This window comes from Rhizobium sp. J15, from assembly GCF_002531825.1.
Classification (GTDB): domain Bacteria; phylum Pseudomonadota; class Alphaproteobacteria; order Rhizobiales; family Rhizobiaceae; genus Rhizobium.
This window is the reverse complement of the sequence record NZ_NWSX01000019.1, coordinates 53010-68704: the sequence shown is the minus strand read 5'-3', so window position 1 is coordinate 68704 and position 15695 is coordinate 53010. Positions and strand designations below refer to the sequence as shown.

The 15695-nt window shown below is 59.4% G+C and carries 15 protein-coding genes and 2 pseudogenes; 13 read left to right on the top strand and 4 right to left on the bottom strand.

All coding sequences use genetic code 11. The features are described from left to right. The first annotated feature begins 38 nt into the window (after positions 1 to 38). From CO670_RS17930 to CO670_RS33370, 7 genes and pseudogenes are all read left to right on the top strand, one after another. Positions 39 to 1064, top strand: coding sequence for a DUF692 domain-containing protein (locus CO670_RS17930; protein WP_097591475.1), 1026 nt, complete (start codon positions 39 to 41; stop codon positions 1062 to 1064). Next, positions 1054 to 1836, top strand: coding sequence for a putative DNA-binding domain-containing protein (locus CO670_RS17925; RefSeq protein ID WP_097591474.1), 783 nt, complete (start codon positions 1054 to 1056; stop codon positions 1834 to 1836). Before CO670_RS17930 ends, CO670_RS17925 begins: the two co-directional genes overlap by 11 nt. A gap of 12 nt (positions 1837 to 1848) precedes the next feature. Next, positions 1849 to 2322 carry a DoxX family protein gene (locus CO670_RS17920; RefSeq protein ID WP_097591512.1) on the top strand — a complete coding sequence of 158 codons (474 nt, stop codon included), beginning with the start codon at positions 1849 to 1851 and terminating at the stop codon, positions 2320 to 2322. Between the two features lie 3 nt (positions 2323 to 2325). Next, positions 2326 to 3642, top strand: coding sequence for an NAD(P)/FAD-dependent oxidoreductase (locus CO670_RS17915; protein ID WP_097591473.1), 1317 nt, complete (start codon positions 2326 to 2328; stop codon positions 3640 to 3642). Then, positions 3632 to 5515 carry an adenylate/guanylate cyclase domain-containing protein gene (locus CO670_RS17910; RefSeq protein WP_097591472.1) on the top strand — a complete coding sequence of 628 codons (1884 nt, stop codon included), beginning with the start codon at positions 3632 to 3634 and terminating at the stop codon, positions 5513 to 5515. The genes CO670_RS17915 and CO670_RS17910 overlap by 11 nt, the downstream gene beginning before the upstream one ends. Further along, the gene (locus tag CO670_RS17905) at positions 5505 to 5900 is read left to right on the top strand and encodes a DUF3307 domain-containing protein (RefSeq protein WP_097591471.1); all 396 of its coding nucleotides are present in this window, start codon (positions 5505 to 5507) and stop codon (positions 5898 to 5900) included. Before CO670_RS17910 ends, CO670_RS17905 begins: the two co-directional genes overlap by 11 nt. A 284-nt stretch (positions 5901 to 6184) precedes the next feature. Beyond that, positions 6185 to 6465, top strand: a pseudogene (locus CO670_RS33370) (GSU2403 family nucleotidyltransferase fold protein); the annotation flags it as partial. A 102-nt stretch (positions 6466 to 6567) separates the two neighbouring features. Here the strand turns inward: CO670_RS33370 and catE are convergent. After that, the gene (gene catE, locus CO670_RS17895) at positions 6568 to 8715 is read right to left on the bottom strand and encodes a catalase C (RefSeq protein ID WP_097591470.1); all 2148 of its coding nucleotides are present in this window, start codon (positions 8713 to 8715) and stop codon (positions 6568 to 6570) included. A 93-nt stretch (positions 8716 to 8808) separates the two neighbouring features. Continuing rightward, complete coding sequence (locus tag CO670_RS17890) at positions 8809 to 9312, bottom strand: ferritin-like domain-containing protein (protein WP_097591469.1); 504 nt, start codon at positions 9310 to 9312, stop codon at positions 8809 to 8811. A 261-nt stretch (positions 9313 to 9573) separates the two neighbouring features. On the opposite strand from CO670_RS17890, the gene CO670_RS33730 reads away from it, so the two are divergent. Further along, on the top strand, positions 9574 to 9969 hold the full coding sequence (locus CO670_RS33730; protein ID WP_348628106.1) for an alpha/beta fold hydrolase: 396 nt from the start codon (positions 9574 to 9576) through the stop codon (positions 9967 to 9969). A gap of 583 nt (positions 9970 to 10552) precedes the next feature. Here the strand turns inward: CO670_RS33730 and CO670_RS17880 are convergent. Both CO670_RS17880 and CO670_RS17875 read right to left on the bottom strand, forming a co-directional pair. Beyond that, the gene (locus tag CO670_RS17880) at positions 10553 to 11146 is read right to left on the bottom strand and encodes a general stress protein (protein WP_097591468.1); all 594 of its coding nucleotides are present in this window, start codon (positions 11144 to 11146) and stop codon (positions 10553 to 10555) included. 28 nt (positions 11147 to 11174) lie between these two features. Then, a complete protein-coding gene (locus CO670_RS17875) occupies positions 11175 to 11492 on the bottom strand; it encodes a hypothetical protein (RefSeq protein ID WP_097591467.1) in 318 nt (105 codons plus the stop codon). Positions 11493 to 11749: 257 nt separating this feature from the next. On the opposite strand from CO670_RS17875, the gene CO670_RS17870 reads away from it, so the two are divergent. The 5 genes and pseudogenes from CO670_RS17870 to CO670_RS17850 all read left to right on the top strand — a co-directional run bounded on the left by CO670_RS17870 (position 11750) and on the right by CO670_RS17850 (position 15671). Next, the gene (locus tag CO670_RS17870; protein ID WP_097591511.1) at positions 11750 to 12763 is read left to right on the top strand and encodes a PHB depolymerase family esterase; all 1014 of its coding nucleotides are present in this window, start codon (positions 11750 to 11752) and stop codon (positions 12761 to 12763) included. Between the two features lie 225 nt (positions 12764 to 12988). Further along, complete coding sequence (locus CO670_RS17865; RefSeq protein WP_097591466.1) at positions 12989 to 13396, top strand: GFA family protein; 408 nt, start codon at positions 12989 to 12991, stop codon at positions 13394 to 13396. A gap of 188 nt (positions 13397 to 13584) precedes the next feature. Continuing rightward, positions 13585 to 13746: pseudogene (locus CO670_RS17860) on the top strand (PAS domain S-box protein); the annotation flags it as partial. A gap of 151 nt (positions 13747 to 13897) precedes the next feature. Next, positions 13898 to 15166 carry a divalent metal cation transporter gene (locus CO670_RS17855; RefSeq protein ID WP_097591465.1) on the top strand — a complete coding sequence of 423 codons (1269 nt, stop codon included), beginning with the start codon at positions 13898 to 13900 and terminating at the stop codon, positions 15164 to 15166. A 268-nt stretch (positions 15167 to 15434) separates the two neighbouring features. Further along, positions 15435 to 15671: a hypothetical protein gene (locus CO670_RS17850; protein WP_097591464.1), complete on the top strand. Its 237-nt coding sequence runs from the start codon at positions 15435 to 15437 to the stop codon at positions 15669 to 15671. Positions 15672 to 15695: the final 24 nt, after the last annotated feature.

Here is a 15695-nt window from a genome sequence, read left to right as displayed (position 1 = left end):
TCTCAAACTCTTAACTGCACATCCGAAAGGAGCAACCGATGTCCAAGATATTCCCGAGCAATCCGGTGCCGAACGCCGCTGGCATCGGTCTTCGCTCCCAGCATATCGGCGAAATGCTGTCCCGCCGCCCATCGGCGGGGTGGCTCGAAGTCCATGCGGAAAATTATATGGGCGGCTCGGCGGCCGTCGATGCGCTTGAGCGGCTGCGGGAAAGCTATCCCCTGTCGATCCACGGTGTCGGCCTGTCGCTCGGCAGCAGCTCCGGTCTTGATCGACATCACTTGGAACGCATGCGCAAGCTCTGCCTGCGTTTCCAGCCGGGCCTTGTTTCCGAGCACCTTGCTTGGAGCGTTGCAGATGGCGCCTATCTGAATGACCTTCTGCCGCTGCGCTATGATGCGCAGGCACTGGCCATCGTCGCCGCCAATGTCTTGCGGCTTCAGGATGCGCTTCAACGGCGTGTCTTTATCGAAAACCTCTCGGCCTATATCGCCTTCGAGGGTTCAACCATGAGCGAGGCGGAGTTTCTCGGCGAACTCGTCCGGCTCACCGGTTGCGGTCTGCTCCTCGACGTCAACAACGTTTATGTATCGGCATGCAATCTCGGCTTCGACGCCAAAGCCTTCATTGATCAGCTCCCGGCGCATGCCGTCGGCGAAATTCACCTCGCCGGCCACGCGGTCAACGAGGTTGAGGGCGATATCGTGCTGATCGACGACCATGGCTCCCGCGTTCCGCCGGCCGTCTGGTCACTCTATGCCTATGCTATCCGGAAAATCGGACATCGTCCCACGCTTATCGAATGGGATACCGATGTCCCCGCTCTGGACGTGCTGCTCGGCGAAGCCATGTGGGCCGATCTGCTCGCCCAATCGATCGCCTTCGAAGATCGAATGCTGACCGCAAGGCCAGCGCCTCAGACGAGCCGGTTCGACGGCATGATCCTGCCGTTGCGGCCCGCCAGCACGAAAGGGCCAATGCCGGCACTTGCCGCGATGGCGACGATCAAGCCGTCCGTCTTCGCCATTCATTCAGGGACAAGGAGGAGTGGCCATGCTTTCTAATTGCGCCCTGCAGTCAAGGATCGCCCAGGCCATTCTGCATGGCGATCGCAGTGACGTTGCTCCGGTGTTGGCCAAAGCTGCTTTCGACCCGCTGCGCCGGTTCAATATCTACCGCAACAACGCCTTCGCCTCGCTGACGGCGACCTTGATCGCGGTTTTCCCGGTCACGGTGCAGCTTTTAAGCGAAAACTACTTTCGTTACGTTGCCGGTGTCTTCATACGCAGCAATCCGCCACAGGAGGCGCGGCTCGTCCGCTATGGCGGCAATTTCCCCGGCTTTCTGGCCGGGTTCGAAGACATTCGTTCGATGCCCTTCATCGCCGAAACCGCCCGGCTGGAATGGATGATTGCGGAAGCGCTTGACGCACCGGCATTGCCGGGCTGCATCTTGGAGCAGCTTGCAGACGGCGAAGCCGACACGGTTCCACAAATTTTTCTTCAGCCGTCGCTGCGTCTGCTCGTCTGTCGTTGGCCGGCACTGGAAATCTGGTCGGCGCATCAGCCGGGCGGACAGATCGGGGCGCTAACGGCATTGCGCCGCCGACCTGAGCGCATCGCTTTGTGGCGAACCAGCGAAAGCGTGCGTTTTCTGCGTCTCGAAGTTCGGCATTTCGCATTCCTGCATGCACTGAAGAAGCGTGCAAGTCTGGAGGCGGCGGTCGACCATATCCTTTTCCGAACGCCGGATTTCGATCTCGCGACTGCCTTGAGCGGCTTGTTCGCCGAAGGCCTCGTAGCCCGCATTCGCCACATCCAGCTCCCAACCAATTGAAGGATGGAAATCATGACCATGATCAACTCTGTCGCAACGGGCTGCAAAGGCGGGATTGCCGGACTCTACGTCTCCGCGTTGCAGCGTTTGAACATCCTGCCGCTCTCGCTTGCCCAACTCGCCTCTCGCCTGGCCGTCGCTCACGTCTTCTGGCAGTCGTCGCAGAGCAAGCTTGCCTCCTGGCCGACAACGCTGCAGTTGTTCACGCTTGAATACAGGCTGCCCGTCATCGATCCCGGCGTGGCCGCCGGGCTCGCGACGACGGCCGAGCTGAGCGGCTCCATATTGATTTTTCTCGGCCTCTTCTCGCGACTTGCCACCCTGATGTTGCTTGGCGTGATTTCGGCTATCCAGCTCCTCGTCTATCCGCAGAACTGGCCCGATCATTTGCTCTGGACCGCGCCGCTGTTGTTGATCTTGACGCGCGGAGCCGGTGTTGTTTCGCTCGACTATGTCGCCAGCCGCCTGTTTCTGAGGGAGCGCTGAGCCATGCGTATCAGGGTAGAGGAGGCCGATAGCGGTTCGCCCGCGATCAATCGGAATGCTTTAAAGGCTACTCGCCGTCAGAAGGTGGTCATCCTCGGGGCCGGATTTGGCGGTCTTGCCGCGGCCATGGGACTGCGGCATGCGAATGTCGATGTGACGGTCATTGACCGGCGCAACTACCATCTGTTCCAGCCTTTGCTCTACCAGGTGGCGACAGCCGGGCTTTCTCCGGCGCAAATTGCCGTGCCGATCCGCCGCATCCTCTCGCGACAAGGCAACGTCACCGTTCTGATGGAGCGCGCCGAGGGGATCGACAAGGAGGCCCGGATCGTCCAGACGGCCAACCGCCGCATTCCTTACGACTATCTGATCATCGCGACAGGCGCCAGGCACGCATATTTCGGCAATGATGAATGGGCGGAGACGGCACCCGGATTGAAGACGATCGCCGACGCGACCGAAATCCGCGCCCGTATCCTGTCGGCCTTCGAACGCGCCGAGGCTGCCGAAGATCAGGCCGACCGCGAGCGCTTTCTGACCTTCGTCGTCGTCGGCGGCGGTCCGACCGGCGTTGAGCTGGCAGGCGCCATTGCCGAACTGGCGAAAAAAGTCATCGTTCGCGATTTTCGACGCATCGACTCGTCCTCCGCGCGCGTCGTCCTGGTCGAGGCCGGTGGTGTCGTGCTGCCCGCCATGCCGCCGAAACTGTCTGAGAAAGCCCGGCGGCACCTGGAGATGCTTGGCGTCGAGGTACTTCTCAAGGCGGCGGTGACGCGCTGCGATGTTCAAGGTGTTACACTTGCCGACGGGCGGGAAATTCAATCATCCTGTGTACTGTGGGCGGCCGGCGTCATGGCTTCCAAAGCAGCGAAATGGCTAGGCGTGCCTGCCGATCGCGTCGGCCGCGTCCATGTCGACCGAAATCTCAACCCGCCAGGCAACAATGACATCTTCGTAATTGGCGACACCGCGGCGGTAACGGATGAAAACGGCGGGGCAGTTCCGGGCGTCGCGCCAGCCGCCAAGCAGATGGGCGAGCACACGGCACGCGCTATTCTCGCCAATCTTGACGGTCTGGCCATCGAGCCGTTCCGCTACCGTGATTTTGGCCGTCTGGCGACGATCGGGCGCAAGGCGGCGGTTGCCGACTTCGGGCGAATCCGGTTGTCGGGTTTTGGTGCTTGGCTGGTGTGGAATGTTGCGCATCTTTGGTTTCTTGTCGGTTTCCGCAATCGCGCCGCGGTGTTCATGGATTGGGCTCTGGCCTACGTTCGCTATGATCGCAGCGCCCGCCTGATTACCGATCGCCATGAACGCTAGGGGTTTCCCACGGGTTAAAATGGGACGCGCAGTCACGGCGTTGCTGTTGCTTGCAGTGTTGTCCACGGCAACGCTTGTCCATCTGGTCTGGTATCGCACGGCCACCCAGAATGTCGAAACGGTTGTCGCCAGCCTCGACGCCCAAAGCACCGCCGCCGTCCGCAATGCGCTGACCTCAAATCTGGCGCTGGTTTCCAGCAGCGCGGAGATCATCAGATCCGTTTTTTTTCAGGGTGCGGTCCGGCCTGACGACGAGGTCAAGCGCGAGTTCCTGTTCCTGTCGCTGCTGCGCGAGCAGCCGGCGATCGCCTGGATCGGGTTCGGCTTCCCGGATGGCCGTTTTTTCGGCTCGCACGCGATGCCGGACGGTGAGATAGAAATGGTGGAGATTGGCGCCGCGGCTCTCGGAAAGCCGCGCCCATTGCGCCGTGATCTCTATAAGCCGATACCTGGTGATATTTTCTTTGAGAACCGCCTGAAGTCCGAAAGCGTCTACATCCCGGAGGGCTCGCCGTGGTACCGGCGCGGCAGCATGAGCACGGAAGCGGCCTGGACTGTCGTCAGCATTTTGCCCAATGGCTTCGAGCCGGCGATCGTGGTCTCCAAAAGGGTTGAAGTCTTCAAGCATTTCGAAGGCGTGGTGATGGTGGCGGTCAGCCTGAATCGGCTGTCGGCCACGCTTTCCGCACTCAAGGTTCCGAAGGGCAGCAAGGCCTTCCTCCTCGCCAGAGACGATATGGTATTGGCGACATCAGAACCATCCGATGGTGTCGTGGCGGCGCATCTCAAGGATTTCCCTCCATCCGATGCTTTGGCCGCGGCGGTCGCCACGGCGGCGACCCGCAACGGGGGCGACAGCTCTAGGACGCTGGTCGACAGCAAAAGCCTCGGTCCGGTCTTCGTGTCGTCGGGCAAGCTGCCGTTCGAAGATTGGCGACTGGTCACCGCGATACCGAGGGCGACCTTTGCCGGCGACATCGATGCCAATACCGAGCGCGTAATCTTCATAATTGGCGCCATCGCGCTGCTCGCAGCAGTGACTGCGATCCTGTTTGCCAGAACGCTCTTCACTCGACCACTGTCCCGCCTTGCCGGGCAACTGCACCTTATCGAGAGGTTTGAACTCGAGGCCGTTGAGCATCGTCCGACGCTGCTGGCCGAACTCGACGATTTTTCATTCGCGCTGAAACGGATGTCGGGTGGCCTTTCCGCCTTCGCACGCTTTATGCCGATCGAGGTCGTTCGTCCGCTTGTCGATGGCGGCATCGAGCCTCGTCCAGGCGGTGAACTGAGGGAAATAACAGTCCTGTTTGCCGATTTACCTGGCTTCACGGAACTGACCGAAGAACTCGGCAGCGGCGTCGAGCCAAGCCTGACGCGTTTTCTAACCTCGTCGATTGCCGCCATTCATGCGGAGGGCGGTACGGTCGACAAATTCATCGGCGATGCGGTGATGGCAATCTGGAATGCGCCAAGCGACGAGCCCGATCACGCACTGCGTGCGTGTCGCGCCGCGGCGGCAATCCGTGACTCCATGCACGCCATGCCTCCTATCGCGCCGAAGCACGATGCCATTCGCGTGCGTATCGGCATCAATAGTGGCGTGGCGCTTGTCGGCAATATTGGCTCGGCAGAAAGGCTGAGCTACACGGCGATCGGCGACGTCGTCAATCTCGCGAGCCGGCTCGTCGGCGCCGCGAAGGAGAAGGGCGTGGAGATCGCGCTGAGCGACGAAACGTTCCGCAGGACGCGAGGCCATCTCCATGCGAGAGTGTTGGGAGCCGTAAACATCCGAGGAAAGGCTGTGCCAGTTTGCGTGCATACGATCGATCCTGACATTGAGCGGGAGCAGGTAGCGCGACATGGCGATTGATTGCCTCCTCCTCACAACGCTCGTTTGGCTGCAGATCAAGCATTTCGTGGCCGATTACGTGCTGCAGCCTGCCTGGATAATAGGTGGCAAAGGGAATTTCAGGAAACCGGGAGCATATGTCCACGCAGGCATTCACGCCGCTGCGACCCTGCCAATCCTGTGGCTAACAATGCCGTACCTGACGTGGAGTGTCGCTGTTGCGTCCGGCGAGTTTTTGGTTCATTTCCTGATCGATCATCTCAAGGCCGTTCACGGCCGCCGTCATCCTTGCGCAGTAAATACGCGCTCATTCTGGATGCTGCACGGCGGCGATCAGCTCGCTCATCATTTGACCTATTCGATGATTTTGATTGTGGTGGCTTGGCGCAACTACCTCAACATTTGACAAATGCGGCGACCTGCGGACAAACGAGGACGACGGCGGTCCGTTGTAGCTGGCGAAGCGCAAAGCGATCGTAGAAGGAGAGGGATATTCCCCTCCCTTTTCGCGACTACGATAGGCACCCTACAGAATTCGCAAATTTTTCGTTGAAAATAGCGTGAAAGATCGTATTTCGTCATGCTCATTCCGCTGCTCTCTGGCACCAGTGGTGAGGGCGCGCGGGAATAGGGGGCGGCTTTTAGCAAAGCATGTACGATCAGTACGACCTGCCGACTTTGGCGCGGCCATTGGCCCAGGACTATGCCATCAGTCGGGAGGTTGAAGACAGTCTGCCGTTGAGCTGCTGCAGGGCGTCGATGCCAGCTTCCGACCAGTTCCACATCGAACGGGATCCAGGGCTGGTCGGCATTTCAGAATGCCGACGGCTACCGCGTTGAGTTCCTGACATCGAACCGTGGTTCGAATGACGACGTCGATCAGCCGGCGAAGATATCCCGCCCTTGGTGGCGCGAGCGCGGATCCATTACCCTTTCTCGACTTCCTCATAAAGGAACCAGTCCGGACCATGCCCCTTGGGTCAGCGCTCACCAGATTGGCTGATGCACACACCCCCCGCCTGCATTCGCGCCGTTGGGCAGTAGCACAACTCCGCAGCCTTTCTATCTGTAGATCAGAGAACCTGTGGCGAGGCCTTGCCGAGCTTCACCGAGGGTTCGCGACCCCAAACGCGCAGCTTGCCGAGTTCCGCGACGAAAGCGGAAAGGCCTTCCTCTCCCGGCAGGGCAAGAACACCCTCGTCAAATGCACCCGCCACACCGGCCTTCTCCAGCAGAGGCAATGCCGATGGATCATAGCCGATGAACTTGCAGTGCTGGAAGGCGTCGGCAACGAAATCGCGCGCAGTCGCCTCTTTCACCAGATCATCCATTGCTGCTGGCGAGGTCAGTAGCGCGACCGCGTCGAACAACACCGACGGTCCTCCCTCGATCATATGGTCCGCTTCTAACCATTTGCCGTCGGAAGCGGTGACGCCGCCAACTTTGGGCGCGATCAATTCACAAACAGCTTTCTCTTTGGCGATCGCATGAGTCAGGCCCTTCAGCAAGTTGGCATCGACACCGTCGGTGATGAGAATGCCGAGTTTGCGGCCTTCGAAGCGTTTCGGTCCGCGCTCGACGATGCTGAGCGCTGGCGACGGCTCCAGATCCTGGCGAGTCGGCATTGCCGCATCGGCCGGTTTCGGCATGTCCTGAAAACCCAGCTTCTCCGCGACTGTCATCGCAAGCGTCTCATCGATGTTCAGCAGATGCGAGATCATTCGCTCCCGGATCACTGCGATCTCAACCTTGCTGAGTTCGAAAGTCAAAGCAGAGGCAATGTGGCGCTGCTCCGCACCCGTCTGGCTGATGTAGAACTGCCGCGCCTGGCTGTAATGATCGGCGAAGCTTTGCGGGCGGAGCCGCGCCTTGGTGCCCTGTTCGTCTGCCGGGAAATGACGGTAACCTCGCGTCGGCGTTTCCCGTGGGCCTTCGCCATGCGAGTTTGGCTGATAATTGGCGCGGCCGACCGGGTTGCGCATTGCCATGTGGCCATCCTGCTGAAAATGGGTGAACGGACACTTCGGTGCATTGATCGGCAAATGAGTAAAATTCGGGCCGCCGAGACGCTTCAACTGCGTATCGAGATAGGAGAAGTTCCGCCCCTGAAGCAGGGGGTCGTTGCTGAAGTCAATTCCCGGTGGCACATTCTGGGTCATAAATGCGACTTGCTCAGTCTCTGCGAAAAAATTGTCGGGCATGCGATTCAACACCAGTCGGCCGATTGGCTGAACGGGAAGGATTTCTTCTGGAATGATCTTCGTGGGATCGAGAACGTCGAAGTCGAAGCTGTTGGCGAACTCCTGATCGAAAAGCTGGACGCCCAATTCCCACTCCGGAAAGTTGCCCGACTGGATCGACTGCCAGAGATCGCGGCGATGGAAATCCGGGTCCGCCCCATTGATCTTGACGGCCTCGTTCCAGGCGACCGACTGCAGACCAAGCTTCGGCTTCCAGTGGAACTTGACGAAGGTAGACTGGTCCTTGGCATTGACGAAACGAAATGTATGAACGCCGAAGCCCTCCATAAAGCGGAAGGACCGCGGGATAGCGCGATCCGACATCAACCACATGATCATGTGCATGCTTTCGGGCGTCAGGCTGATGAAGTCCCAGAAATTGTCATGAGCCGACTGCGCCTGCGGAAACCCGCGATCCGGTTCCGGTTTGACCGAATGAACCATGTCGGGGAATTTAATGGCATCCTGGATGAAAAACACGGGGATATTGTTCCCAACGAGATCCCAATTTCCCTCCTTCGTATATATTTTTACCGCAAAACCACGCACGTCGCGCGCGAGGTCGAAAGATCCCTTGCTGCCAGCGACAGTGGAGAAGCGTACGAACGCCGGCGTCTTTTCCCCCGGCCGTTGGAAAAGATCCGCTCTGGTGTAGGCCGCCAGCGATTCATAAGTCTCGAAGAAACCGTGGGCTCCATAGCCGCGCGCATGCACGACGCGCTCTGGAATGCGCTCATGATCGAAGTGAAAGATCTTCTCACGAAAATGGAAGTCATCGATGACAAGCGGGCCGCGGGGGCCGATGCGCAAAGAGTTCTGATCGTCGGCGACAGGCCCGCCCTGTGCCGTGGTCAGGACGGGTGTATTGGGATCGGCGGTCTGGTGGAGTTCGCCGCCTGCGCCGCGCAGCAGTTTCTGGTCATGGATGGTTGTGGTCGAACGCTTTGGTTCGGACGAGGCGGGGGTTGGCTTCTCGGCCATGGAGCGGCTCCTTAACAAGGTGTGCGATACGGTCGCAAAGCGGCGCAAAGCAAAAAAGGCCCCCGGAAGGCGGCCTGAACGATAAGGTGAGAGTTAGCTGGCCTTTTTTGAGCTCTTTCGGTTCACCGACGCTTCGCCCATTGCCGTCAGTTTTCTGTCGGTCGCGATCTCTTCCTGTAGAGTGGCATCGAGCAGAGGGATCGCGTCGGTAAGACCGAGCTGTCCGGCCCAGGATTTTAGCGTGCCGTATCGGGCGATCTCATAATGCTCGACAGCCTGCGCGGATGAAATAAGACCCGCGTCGAGCGCGGGCGTTCCCTTGTATTCCTCCATGATTTCCTCGCCTTCGGCGATGATGCCCTGGATGGCTTCACAGGTCTTACCACGGGCCGGTCTGCCGAGAAATTTGAAGATCTGTTCGAGGCGTTCGATCTGGCTCAGCGTTTCGTCGCGGTGCTTGAGAAAGCCGGCTTTGCCTTCTTCAGACTGTGCCGCGCGCGCCATTTTCGGAAGGGCGTTCAGGATCTGCTTTTCGGCGAAGTAGATATCCTGGAGAGTTTCGAGAAATAGGGTGTCGAGGGACTTTTCCGTAGCCATGGGACTTCCGATCACAGTTTCGAAGAGTGGAGACCACAAGAACACCTAGCGGGGATCGAAGTTCCCCAGAGGGCAGCCAGAAAAAGATTGCGGCGGACCTCGCGAAATTGTCAGACCAATCCGCCCTTTGAGTCCTGATGATAAGGCGATGTTCGAAGGTTTCTCGCTTCAAGAAATAGATGTTGGCCCCGCAACGCTCCGTGTTCGCGACGGCGGCTCAGGCCCCCCGTCCTCTTGCTGCACGGCCACCCGAGAACACGCATGACCTGGGGCTGGGTCGCGGATCGGCTGGCCCGGCGATTTACTGTCGTCTGTCCCGACCTTCCGGGTTTCAATCGGTCGTATATTCCCCAGGAGGCGCCCGCGAGCTTGAATTCGTGCAAACGTGTGAAGGCGGCAGTCATGCTGAAGCTGATGAAACTGCTTGGTCACGATCGCTTTGTCGTCGTCGGCCATGACCGGGGAAGCCTGACGGCATTTCGTTTGACAATGGATCATCCGGTCGCCGTTAGCCGATTGATCATCGTCGATGGCCGGCCAGTCCTCGAGCACCTTGAGAGGGCGGCTGGAAATTTGCCAGGGACTGGTGGCACTGGCTTCTTTTTCGCACAGCACGAGAAGCCCGAACGCGCTATACTGACCGATCCGACAGCCTGATATTCAGCGATTAAGCCAGACATGATGGATCCACAGGCCTATGACGATCTCCTGATTGCGATCCACGATCCCCAAGTTATTCGCGGGATGATCGAGGACTACCGCGCAGGATTGCATGTCCCATGCTTTGTCTGTCGTTTCTCGTGATGATCTTGAGAAAACCTATGGAGACCGGTGACGATTTGGGAAAGCTGGGCTGAGAACGTTAACGGGTTGGTATCAACAGCGGGCATCACATTGCCGAGGAAAATCCAATGGCGCTTGCAGATGCGATAGGTGCATTTCTCGGCTGATTCTATCGCGTCAGGCACGTTGCCTGCTCGGCCAACGATGGAACTGCCGATCGATGTTTGCGTTGTGGCCGGGCCAGCGGCCCGCGCGCCGCACCCCCGGGTGCGGCAGGGAACTCGAATGTGATGTGACGTGTGTCGGTCGGCTTTTGCAATCTGCCTGATAAGCGATCAAGGCTACGCCGATCTGGACGCGTACGGCAATTTCGCTCTTGCCGAGGAATAGCGGATTTTCAGCATGTGCTTCACCAGCGCAAGAGCGGCTTGATCGCCCGGCGCGCGCCAGTCATCTTTCAGAATCGATAGCGACTGCGTTCGCGTTCAATTTGCTCCGGGTCGTAGGGGTCGAGCGTTTCGTCGAACCGGGTCCACCCCTCCTTGGTATAAGCGGCGCGACGTGCGGCCGGGTCGACCCAGTTGGAGCGCTTGAGGATTGCTTCTGCTTCTGGGACAAGGGCGTCCTGAACCCTGGCAGTGACCAGCGAACCGCCCCTGCGAACTCCTTCGGCATAGAAATTTGCGTCTTCGTTAGATACGCCGGAGTTCGTCATCGCGCCGATAATGCCGCCTGTCGCCCCGCCAGCGACCGCACCGGCGGCGGTGCCGGCGGCCGTTGCCGCTAGCCACCCGGCTGCGACGACCGGGCCAACGCCCGGGATCGCCATCAGGCCCAGGCCCGTCAGAAGGCCGCCGGCGCCGCCGACGACCGCGCCAATGCCGGCACCTACGCCGGCGCCTTCGCCCGCATTCGAATGCTCATCGTGGCGATTGTCGGCATTGTTGGAAACGATGCTGATGTCATCGTAAGGGATGCCGGCGGCTTCAAGCGCGCTTACTGCAGAGCTTGCGTCGGCATAGTCATCGAAAAGTCCAGTTACGGTTCTCATAGCCGTTTCTCCTGAAGGATTTGTCGCGTCACTTGGCGACGATGTTGCCTTGATAGTCGAGAGCGACGACGACGGCCTTGCCGTCCTTCTTGCCCGATGCCATCCAGATGCCCTTGTCATCCTTCTTGAGGTCTTTGAGGTCGGTGTAGCCGGCCTGTTCAATCCGATCCCTGGCTTGGCTCTCGGTGAAGCTGTTGGCGCCTTCCACCGGGGCGGTCGCGTTATTCGACCCAGGCGTCGCGATGGCCGGCGTCTTGCCGTCGCTTGTCGTTGCGGGCGCCGTCTGGGCCATGGCTGACAATACCGAAGCGCCCAGAAGCGCGGCGGCGAAAAAGAGCTTGTTCATGGAAATTTCCTTTCGTGTCGAACCTCTCGGATCCGTGGGCAGGAAACCCAAGTCGAACCTATTCGTTCCAGGCTCCGAGGCATAAACTCGATATGAGAGTCTTTGCCGATTTGCTGTTGAACCCATAGATCCAGTGCACGCTCGCCTATCAATCAATCGTGGGTGGGATCGGGCGGCGATATCGGATAGCACTCGTCTGTGGATGGTGGCGCATGCCATGGGAACGCGTCGAGGACCTCTTTGAAAAGGACGCAGGAATGAAATTCAAGTTCCCGATATCCTTGTCGCAAACTCTCAAATCGCAAAAGAGACTGCGGCGGATCCTGGAGAAAAACCTGCTTCAGCCGGCAATAGGCCGCCCTAAAAAGGCCCGGCGCCCTTCTGCGAGAATAGTGTTGAGCGAAGTCACGGGTTTCGGCAGCAATCCAGGACGGCTGTCCATGAAGCTCTACGTCCCCAGCCGAATGACTGCCAAGCCGCCTTTGGTGGTGCTCCTGCACGGATGTCGGCAGACGCCTGAAGGCTTCGACGCCATGAGCGGTTTCTCGGCGCTCGCGCGCCAATGCGGGTTTGTTCTCCTCTATCCGCAACAGACTGAGGCAAACAACCCGCAGCGATGCTTCAATTGGTTTCGGCCGAGCGCGATCGCTCGCGATCGGGGCGAACTGATGTCGGTGCGGCAGATGATCGACTTCACCTGCGGCCGGCACCGGATCGATCGTTCCAAGATATACGTGGCAGGACTGTCGGCGGGAGGCGCGCTGACCTCTGCCTTGGTAGCGACATATCCCGGACTGTTTGCTGGAGCCGCGATTTTCGCCGGCATGCCGCTCGGAGCCGCCCGGGACGCGATGTCGGCCCTGCGTGCGATGAAATCCGGCGTGTTGCGATCGCCGGGTGAATGGGGTGATCTCGTTCGCACCGTTTCGCCCGACCAAAAAACGTGGCCGCCGATTTCCATCTGGCATGGCACCGATGACAGCGTGGTAAACTTGTCCAACGCGCGGGCGTCCGTCTTCCAGTGGCTCGCGGTCGGCGGGATCAACGCGGACGCCGGCCGAACAACCTTAAAGCCGTGGGGTGAGCTCACCCAATGGAGGTTCAAAAATGTGGTCCAGGTGTCGTTTTATTCGCTGAAGGGTTTCGGACACGGCTTGCCGGTCCACCGCACGGCCAGAGCGGGCCAAACATCGCGGTTTGATCCGTACATTCTCGACGCGAGCATTTCAGCGCCGCTGACGCTGCTGAGGATATGGGGATTGAAGAGATGAGCCGAACGGTAAACGGTGATCGACGATGCCTGCGCATAGTCTTCGCCGAGCCAAAGGACACTAGCCGGCTGCGAATTTGCCGGGCCGAGGAAACGCACGAAACACAGGCTGGTCGGCGTTGATGGGCCCAATTGATCTGGCATCCGAGAACCGCGAAAATTTTTACACACGCTGTCGATTCCATAGCGGAATATCCACAACCGTTCCTCACCCGGGAGGATCCACATGCCCATCTTTCATGCCAGGTGCTCCTGCGGCGCGCTTTCCCTTGAGGTCGATGGAGACCCTTTGCACAATCACATCTGCACCTGCACGCGTTGTCAGCGTGCATCCGGCAGCGCGCTTTCACATAATGTCTGGTTCCGCGAGGAAAATGTCCGGGTCGTGTCCGGAGAATATTCGGCCTGGTTTCCACGAGGCGAGAGCTCGCCCGATGTGATGAAAGCCTTTTGCCGGATCTGCGGCGGTGGCGGTTTTTCAAAGTCCGGCGCCTATTTTCCCGGCTCGGTCGTCATCGCCGCCGGTACCTTCGCCGATCCCTCCTTTCCCGCGCCGGATCATGTCCATTGGTGGAACAACCGTCCGCACTGGATTGATCTGGCCCAGGCAATCGAACGTCATGCCGAGGATTAACTTTTCGGCATGAAGGGGATGCCACCGCGCTGGAGTCCCGTGAGAGGCCGCGACGGGAGTGCAGCACCGCCTCAAACCTGGAGATAGCCTGAGTTATGGGATGCATCGTCTGCTAAATCGGTTGATCGCCTTCGAAACACTCGAAGGCGTGGGACGTTGCTGGGCGACCTCTTATCAAGTGTGAAAGCATGACCAGCCATTCGACAAAAAAACTGCACGGCGACTTACCTTCGGCGTCAACAAAAGCAGCCTTGGCCGACCGGAAAGAACTTGCGGCGATCGCTTTCGAACGCACAAGGATGCCGATGGTCGTCGCAGACGCCCGCAAGCCGGATCTGCCGATCGTGTTGCCCCCGGAATGAACGATAAATAGCCGCCCGCAGTATTGCGCGAAAACGTCCGATCATGATGCGTGGTGCGGCTCGCTGGGCTGAAAGGAGAGCAGCGGAACTCGCAGCGTTTTCGCGCATTATCGCGGCACCGAAACCTCCCGGTGGACCGATGGACGCGCCGACGCCTCTCCGAGCAAAAACCCCGCAGTTCCTCAAGTCTCTTGGGCCTGGTCTCGTGACCGGAGCCGCCGACGACGATCCGAGCGGCATCGCCACCTACAGTCAGGTCGGCGCCCAGTTCGGCTATACTCTCGGCTGGACCATGCTGTTCAGCTATCCGCTGATGGCAGCAGTGCAGGGATTGAGCGCGGGTATCGGAGCGGTCTCAGGCAATGGGCTAGCCAAGAACCTGAAGCTGCATTACCACCGATGGCTTGCTTATGCGGCGATGGGGCTCCTGTTTGCGGCCAATTTCGTCAATATCGGGGCCGATCTCGCGGCCATGGGCGCCGCGCTTCGTCTCCTCGTCGGCGGTCCGGAAGTCGTCTACGCGCTCCTGTTCGGCATACTCTGCGCCACCATCCAGGTCCTGGTGCCGTATCCAGCCTATGTCTCGGTCCTAAAGTGGCTGACATTGTCACTCTTTAGCTATGTCGCCGTCGTCCTCATGGCAGGCGTACAATGGGGTGAGGCACTCGACTCGATTGTGATGCCGAGCGTCGCGTTCACCGGCGACTACTTCACCGCGATCGTCGCGATACTCGGCACTACAATAAGCCCTTATCTTTTCTTCTGGCAGGCCGGAGAAGAGGTTGAGGAGCTGCGACGCAGGAAGCTTGCGCGGCTCCGACGAAACCCCGACGCGGCGGAGCCAGAACTCGGCCGAATACGCATGGATACGCTCGTCGGTATGGGGTTCTCCAACATCGTGGCGCTTTGCATCATCGTGGCGGCCGCCGCCACGCTGCATTTGAACGGTGTCGAGCAGGTTGAAACCTCCGCCCAAGCAGCCGAAGCCCTGAAGCCGGTGGCGGGCGAATTGGCTTTTGCGGTATTTGCTGTGGGTATAATCGGGACAGGGCTTCTCGCCGTTCCCGTTCTCGCCGGCTCCGCCGCCTATGCGGTCGCGGAAAGCTTTGGATGGCCTGAGGGCCTGGACAAGAAGCTGAGGGAGGCCAAGGCCTTCTACGCAACAATCGTAGTGGCTACGATTGCTAGTGTCGCGGTGACCATGCTGGGCGTTGACCCTGTACGGGCCTTGTACTGGAGCGCGGTGGTGAACGGAGTTCTCGCCACGCCGATCATCATCATGATGGTGATCATGGCAAGGAACCCGGCTATCATGGGCGGGTTGAAGGCACCGCGCTGGATGGTCTTCATCAGCGGCTTAACTGCGCTCATTATGGGCCTGAGCACCATTGGCATGTTCCTCTTCTGAATACGCTGGCGCCCCGAGACGGGCGCCCACTATGGCTATCACGTCCATCTCGGTAGACCTACGCAGGAGGCACACCCCCGCCGCGTGATCTCTTTGCTGACACCCTTGTTCTTTCACAGTTTCGCCCCATGACGTTCTTTGGCGAGGTGTATTGCCGTGGAATTGTCTATGGAGAGCTTTGCGACGAGCGTCTTTGCTGCTGGGATTTTGTCCCGAAGCGGAACTGCGGGATCGAAAGTTCGTTTGATGAACTCTCAAGGAACAGGCGATGGCGCGATATTATTTTCATGTGCGGAGAGGCGAAAGATTGGAGCCGGACTCGGAAGGCGTGGAGTTGGCCAGTCCGGAGGAAGCCTACAGGGAAGCTGTCGGGGCCGCGCGGGAGATCCTTGCCGAAGCTATCCTGGCCCAACAGTCAACTGATGGCGACAGTTTCGAAATTACATTGGAAGACGGTACGTTGTTAGCAATCATCCCGTTCGCCTCTGTTATCCCGAAGGGGTGAGAGTCGCCGAACGGCCTCAGACAG

What these genes read in the sequence shown, in the direction of transcription:
- CO670_RS17910 (WP_097591472.1), top strand. Translation starts at nt 3,632, where the DNA reads ATGAACGCTAGGGGTTTCCCACGGGTTAAAATGGGACGCGCAGTCACG.
- CO670_RS17920 (WP_097591512.1), top strand. Translation starts at nt 1,849, where the DNA reads ATGACCATGATCAACTCTGTCGCAACGGGCTGCAAAGGCGGGATTGCC.
- CO670_RS33730 (WP_348628106.1), top strand. Translation starts at nt 9,574, where the DNA reads ATGACCTGGGGCTGGGTCGCGGATCGGCTGGCCCGGCGATTTACTGTC.
- CO670_RS17880 (WP_097591468.1), bottom strand. Translation starts at nt 11,146, where the DNA reads ATGAGAACCGTAACTGGACTTTTCGATGACTATGCCGACGCAAGCTCT.
- CO670_RS17850 (WP_097591464.1), top strand. Translation starts at nt 15,435, where the DNA reads ATGGCGCGATATTATTTTCATGTGCGGAGAGGCGAAAGATTGGAGCCG.
- CO670_RS17875 (WP_097591467.1), bottom strand. Translation starts at nt 11,492, where the DNA reads ATGAACAAGCTCTTTTTCGCCGCCGCGCTTCTGGGCGCTTCGGTATTG.
- catE (WP_097591470.1), bottom strand. Translation starts at nt 8,715, where the DNA reads ATGGCCGAGAAGCCAACCCCCGCCTCGTCCGAACCAAAGCGTTCGACC.
- CO670_RS17905 (WP_097591471.1), top strand. Translation starts at nt 5,505, where the DNA reads ATGGCGATTGATTGCCTCCTCCTCACAACGCTCGTTTGGCTGCAGATC.
- CO670_RS17925 (WP_097591474.1), top strand. Translation starts at nt 1,054, where the DNA reads ATGCTTTCTAATTGCGCCCTGCAGTCAAGGATCGCCCAGGCCATTCTG.
- CO670_RS17855 (WP_097591465.1), top strand. Translation starts at nt 13,898, where the DNA reads ATGGACGCGCCGACGCCTCTCCGAGCAAAAACCCCGCAGTTCCTCAAG.
- CO670_RS17930 (WP_097591475.1), top strand. Translation starts at nt 39, where the DNA reads ATGTCCAAGATATTCCCGAGCAATCCGGTGCCGAACGCCGCTGGCATC.
- CO670_RS17890 (WP_097591469.1), bottom strand. Translation starts at nt 9,312, where the DNA reads ATGGCTACGGAAAAGTCCCTCGACACCCTATTTCTCGAAACTCTCCAG.
- CO670_RS17870 (WP_097591511.1), top strand. Translation starts at nt 11,750, where the DNA reads ATGAAATTCAAGTTCCCGATATCCTTGTCGCAAACTCTCAAATCGCAA.
- CO670_RS17915 (WP_097591473.1), top strand. Translation starts at nt 2,326, where the DNA reads ATGCGTATCAGGGTAGAGGAGGCCGATAGCGGTTCGCCCGCGATCAAT.
- CO670_RS17865 (WP_097591466.1), top strand. Translation starts at nt 12,989, where the DNA reads ATGCCCATCTTTCATGCCAGGTGCTCCTGCGGCGCGCTTTCCCTTGAG.